This is a genomic window from Prevotella sp. AM23-5 (genome assembly GCF_003473645.1).
GTDB classification, from domain to species: Bacteria; Bacteroidota; Bacteroidia; order Bacteroidales; family Bacteroidaceae; genus Prevotella; species Prevotella copri_A.
The window spans coordinates 5,785-10,661 of the sequence record NZ_QUCG01000088.1 but is presented as its reverse complement, the minus strand read 5'-3'; the positions used below and the strand labels follow the sequence as shown (position 1 = coordinate 10,661).

At 46.0% G+C, this 4,877-nt stretch carries 4 protein-coding genes; all 4 read left to right on the top strand.

Translation table 11 applies throughout. From position 1 onward, the window contains the following. Positions 1 to 192 precede the first annotated feature (192 nt). Positions 193 to 1,533: an ATP-binding protein gene (locus DW657_RS15150; protein WP_118313277.1), complete on the top strand. Its 1,341-nt coding sequence runs from the start codon at positions 193 to 195 to the stop codon at positions 1,531 to 1,533. A 163-nt stretch (positions 1,534 to 1,696) separates the two neighbouring features. Next, on the top strand, positions 1,697 to 2,926 hold the full coding sequence (locus DW657_RS15145; protein WP_118313276.1) for a nucleoside recognition domain-containing protein: 1,230 nt from the start codon (positions 1,697 to 1,699) through the stop codon (positions 2,924 to 2,926). Positions 2,927 to 2,941: 15 nt separating this feature from the next. Beyond that, complete coding sequence (locus tag DW657_RS15140) at positions 2,942 to 4,405, top strand: lipopolysaccharide biosynthesis protein (protein ID WP_118313275.1); 1,464 nt, start codon at positions 2,942 to 2,944, stop codon at positions 4,403 to 4,405. Between the two features lie 49 nt (positions 4,406 to 4,454). Continuing rightward, on the top strand, positions 4,455 to 4,877 hold a 423-nt coding region (locus DW657_RS15135), incomplete at its 3' end, for a hypothetical protein (protein WP_233547137.1).

The window sequence follows — 4,877 nt, the reverse complement described above, 5'->3', positions numbered from 1 at the left end:
GGTGACAACTTTTTCACGTATAAGACATAACGAATAGGGAATAATGTGATAGCGAAGAGATAAAAGCATAGAATTTTGTGATAAAACGCCTTAAAACAATAGGAATTTTGTGATTTTCAGTCCGAATTCCTTTGGAATTTTGTGATAAAGTTGTATCTTTGCACTCGGATAAGAACTATAAATATATTGATTATGAAGCTTTTGCGCAGAAAGATTGATAATTATCTCAAGGAATGGAAAAGCGATAAGGAGAGAATGCCCCTCATCGTGAAGGGAGCACGACAAGTGGGAAAGACCGCTTCCATCCTACAATTCGCCCATGACAACTATCAAAATGTGGTTGCCATCAACTTCGTATTGCAACAAAAATACAAGGCAATCTTCGAAGAAGGTTACGAGGTGGATAGCATCATCCAGAACCTCACCCTCATCAATCCTTCTCTCAAGATAGAAGCAGGTAACACTCTCATCTTCTTCGATGAGATGCAGGATTGTCCTGCCTGCGCCACCAGTCTGAAAGCCTTCAAGATAGATGGCAGGTACGATGTTATCTGCTCCGGTTCGCTCATGGGTATCAATTATCGCGAGATAGAATCGAACAGCGTAGGATATAAGGAAGACTACACGATGCACTCAATGGATTTCGAGGAATTCCTATGGGCAAAGGGCTATGATTTTGCCTTTATAGAACGCCTTTACGAAAAGATGGCCTCCATCACACCACTTTCTAATATAGAAATGAATGTGTTGGAGAGGCTATTCCGTGAATACATGACCATCGGAGGGATGCCTGCCGTAGTCAATATGTTCGTGAGTAACGGAAACTTCAGCGGCACGCTCAAGATGCAGCACCAGCTCCTTCTTGACTATGAGGAAGACATTACGAAATATGCACAAGGGCTCGACAAAGGAAAAATCAAGAACGTGTACGATCATATTTCTGTCTTCCTGGGACAAGACAACAAGAAATTCCAGATAAGCAAGATTGCCCATGGAGCTAGAAACAGAGAATACGTAGGCACCATCGAATGGCTTCGTGATGCAGGTATCATCAACGTCTGCTATTGTCTCGCTCAAGTATCCTTACCTCTGAAAGGCAACTACGATCCGAAATCATACAAACTCTATTATAAGGACACGGGCTTGCTGGTTGCTTCGCTAGATGAGGAATCGCAAGAAGACATCAGAGTGAACAAGAACTATGGTACCTACAAGGGCGCCATCTACGAAAACATCGTTGGCGATATGCTGGTAAAGCAAGGCTATAATCTTTACTTCTATCGCAACGAGAAATCTACCCTAGAAATGGATTTCTTCATTCGTGACGCCCAGTCGCTCATCCCTGTTGAAGTAAAAGCCACGGATAATGCCACCAGGTCGCTCGCCAAGCTAACAGCACAAGACGGCAAATATCCCGACATCAAATACGGCATCAAACTCTGCAATAAGAACATCGGTTTCAATGGCAAGTTTTACACCTTCCCCTACTTCCTCACCTTCCTGCTCAAACGATTTGTGAGAAGAGAAAGATAGAAATGCAGAAAAATCCCTCAGAGAGGGATGATTTTTCTGCATTTAACTGCGCTATGCGAAATTTTTATTGTACTTTTGCACCCGATTATCAGGTATTATATTTTTCAAAGACAAGAACATTATCACAATAAAAGCGGTTGATAAAACCGCAAGATGAAACAATATGGTTTTAAATTACATTTGGATAGCATTTTTCGTGATTGCGTTCATCTTCGCACTCATCGGATTGGCAATGGGAGATACGACTATCTTCCAGAAGATTGTAGATTCCACCTTCGACTCATCCAAGAATGCCTTCGAGATTTCTCTCGGACTGACGGGCGTGCTCGCTCTCTGGCTTGGCATCATGAAGATTGGAGAGAAGGCGGGAGTAGTGAATGTGTTGGCCCGAGCACTCAGCCCGGTCTTCACCCGTCTCTTCCCGGACATTCCGAAGAACCATCCGGTGATGGGAAGCATCTTCATGAATATCGCTTCGAACATGCTGGGACTCGATAATGCTGCGACACCTACAGGATTGAAGGCGATGCAGCAGATGCAGGAGCTCAACACGAAGAAGGATACGGCAACGAACCCGATGATTATGTTCCTGGTTCTGAATACCTCAGGACTCACCATCATCCCTACCACCATCCTCGCCTTCCGTGCCTCCTATGGTGCAGCCCAGCCTACGGATGTATTCATCCCTATCCTGATGGCTACGCTCGTGGCTACGCTTGCCGGAATCATCATCACTTCGCTCTGGCAGCGCATCAATATCCTGCAGCCGGTATTGCTCGCTACTCTGTTGGGAATGTGCGCCTTCGTAGGCATCATCATCTGGGGATTCGGACAGATGGACAAGGATACGATGAATACAGTTACTACCCTGGCTTCGAATATGATTCTCCTGGGCATCATCCTCTGCTTCATCCTGGCTGGTTTCTGGAAGAAAGTGAATGTTTATGATGCATTTATCGAGGGAGCGAAGGAAGGCTTTACTACTGCGGTGAAGATTATTCCTTATCTCGTAGCTATCCTTGTGGGCATCGGCGTGTTCCGTGCTTCGGGAGCGATGGATATGGTGATTCAAGGCATTTCGTGGTCAGTAGAACAATGCGGCTTGAATGCCGATTTCGTAGGCGCCCTGCCTACCGCCATCATGAAACCACTGTCGGGAAGTGGTGCACGAGGCATGATGCTGGAGGCGATGAAGAACTATGGTCCTGATTCGTTTGTGGGCAGATTGAGCTGCATCTTCCAGGGTTCCACCGACACCACCTTCTATATATTGGCTGTATATTTCGGAAGCATAAGCATCAGGAATACCCGCCACGCCGTAGCTTGCGGCTTGCTCGCCGATTTGGCAGGAGTCATCGCAGCAATCACTATAGCATATTTATTCTTCGGATAATTAACATCAAAAATAATGGCAAGTTTAAAATCACTCGCAAAAGATACCGCCATCTATGGTTTGAGCAGTATCATCGGCAGATTCCTCAACTATCTGCTTGTGCCACTCTACACGGCTTCCATCAGTGCAGCCAGTGGTGGTTATGGTGTCATCACCAACATGTATGCCTATACGGCTTTGATTCTCGTCATCCTGACTTACGGTATGGAGACCACCTTCTTCCGCTTTGTCAACAAGGAGGGAGAAGATGCTCACAAAGTATATACCACAGTCTTGAGCATGGTGGGCTGCACCTCCTTGCTCTTCGTGGCCTTGGTATTCATCTTCTTGCATCCATTGAGCAGTGCCATGGGATATGCCGACCATCCGGCATACGTCTGGACCATGTTTGTCACCGTGGCTATCGATGCCTTCCAGTGCATACCATTTGCCTATCTGAGATACCAGAAGCGCCCATTGAAGTTTGCAGCCTTGAAGATGCTCTTCATCATCGGCAATATGGCGATGAACATCGCTTACTTCGGCTTCATGGGTGGAAGTGATGTGGAATATGCTTTTTACATCAACATCATCTGCACCTCTACCATGACTATCTTCTTCTATAAGGAATTGAAGGAAGGTTTTTCTGGTCCTTACGCCTCTTGGGCTGAGACCAAGGTGCTCATCAAGAAGATGCTGGGCTACAGTTGGCCTATCCTTGTGCTCGGTATTGCCGGTATTCTGAACCAGACAGCCGATAAGATTCTCTTCCCTTACATCTATGAGAAGGGCGATGCTCATGCGCAGCTCGGAATCTATGGAGCAGCCAGCAAGATTGCGATGATCATGGCGATGATAACCCAGGCTTTCCGCTATGCTTACGAGCCATTCGTTTTCGGCAAGGCGAAGGATAAGGACAACCGACAGACTTACGCTTCGGCGATGAAATATTTCGTCATCTTCACCCTGCTTGCCTTCCTCGTAGTGGTAGGCTATCTGGATGTATTGCGCCACATCATCGGTCGCGACTACTGGGATGGATTGAAGGTAGTGCCTATCGTAATGGCTGCCGAAATCATGATGGGAGTATATTTCAACCTCAGTTTCTGGTACAAGCTCATCGACAAGACCATCTGGGGTGCTTACTTCTCGGGCATCGGTTGTGCGGTATTGATTGCCATCAACGTTATCTTCGTACCTATCTATGGTTACATCGCCTGTGCCTGGGCCGGTTTCGCAGGATATGGAACGGCCATGATTCTCTCCTACTTCGTGGGGCAGAAGAAGTATCCTATCAACTATCCGGTGAAAGAGATTATGATTTATGTGGTTCTCTCCCTCATCCTCTTCGCAGGAATGACCGAGGCAAACAAATACTTCTCCAGTGGAATCGCCTGCCTCATCAACACGGTACTCATCCTCATCTTCGCCGCTTATCTCGTGAAGAAGGATTTCCCATTGAAGAGTCTGCCAGTAATTGGAAAGTACTTTAGGAAATAGAGCATCTTATGATGTTATGAGAACAGAATAAGAAGTTATAAGAGCTGAAATGATGAGAAATCAACTCCTAAACAGATTAAGTGTAAATGATATTTATTCTCTTTGCCTTCAGACGCAAGGCAAAGAGAATAATTGTTTAAAGGAAGAGCTTTACCAACTCACCTTCGATGAAAACGACCGCGTATCGTTCAATGCACTTTGGGCTTTAAGCCATTTTGATAAAGCCAACAACCCGTGGCTCTTTCAGAAGCATGATGAACTGATAGATAGGGTTCTCGTAGAGAAAAATGAGACCAAGCGCCGCCTGATGCTCCATCTCCTTCTCCGTCAGCCTTTCGAAGAAGAATCACTCCGTTCCGATTTCATCGATTTCTGCATTGCCAAGATTACAGCCTGTTCACAGCCCTACGCCATCCGTTGCTACTGCATGAAACTCGCCTATGAACAGATGAAATACTATCCCGAACTCCTA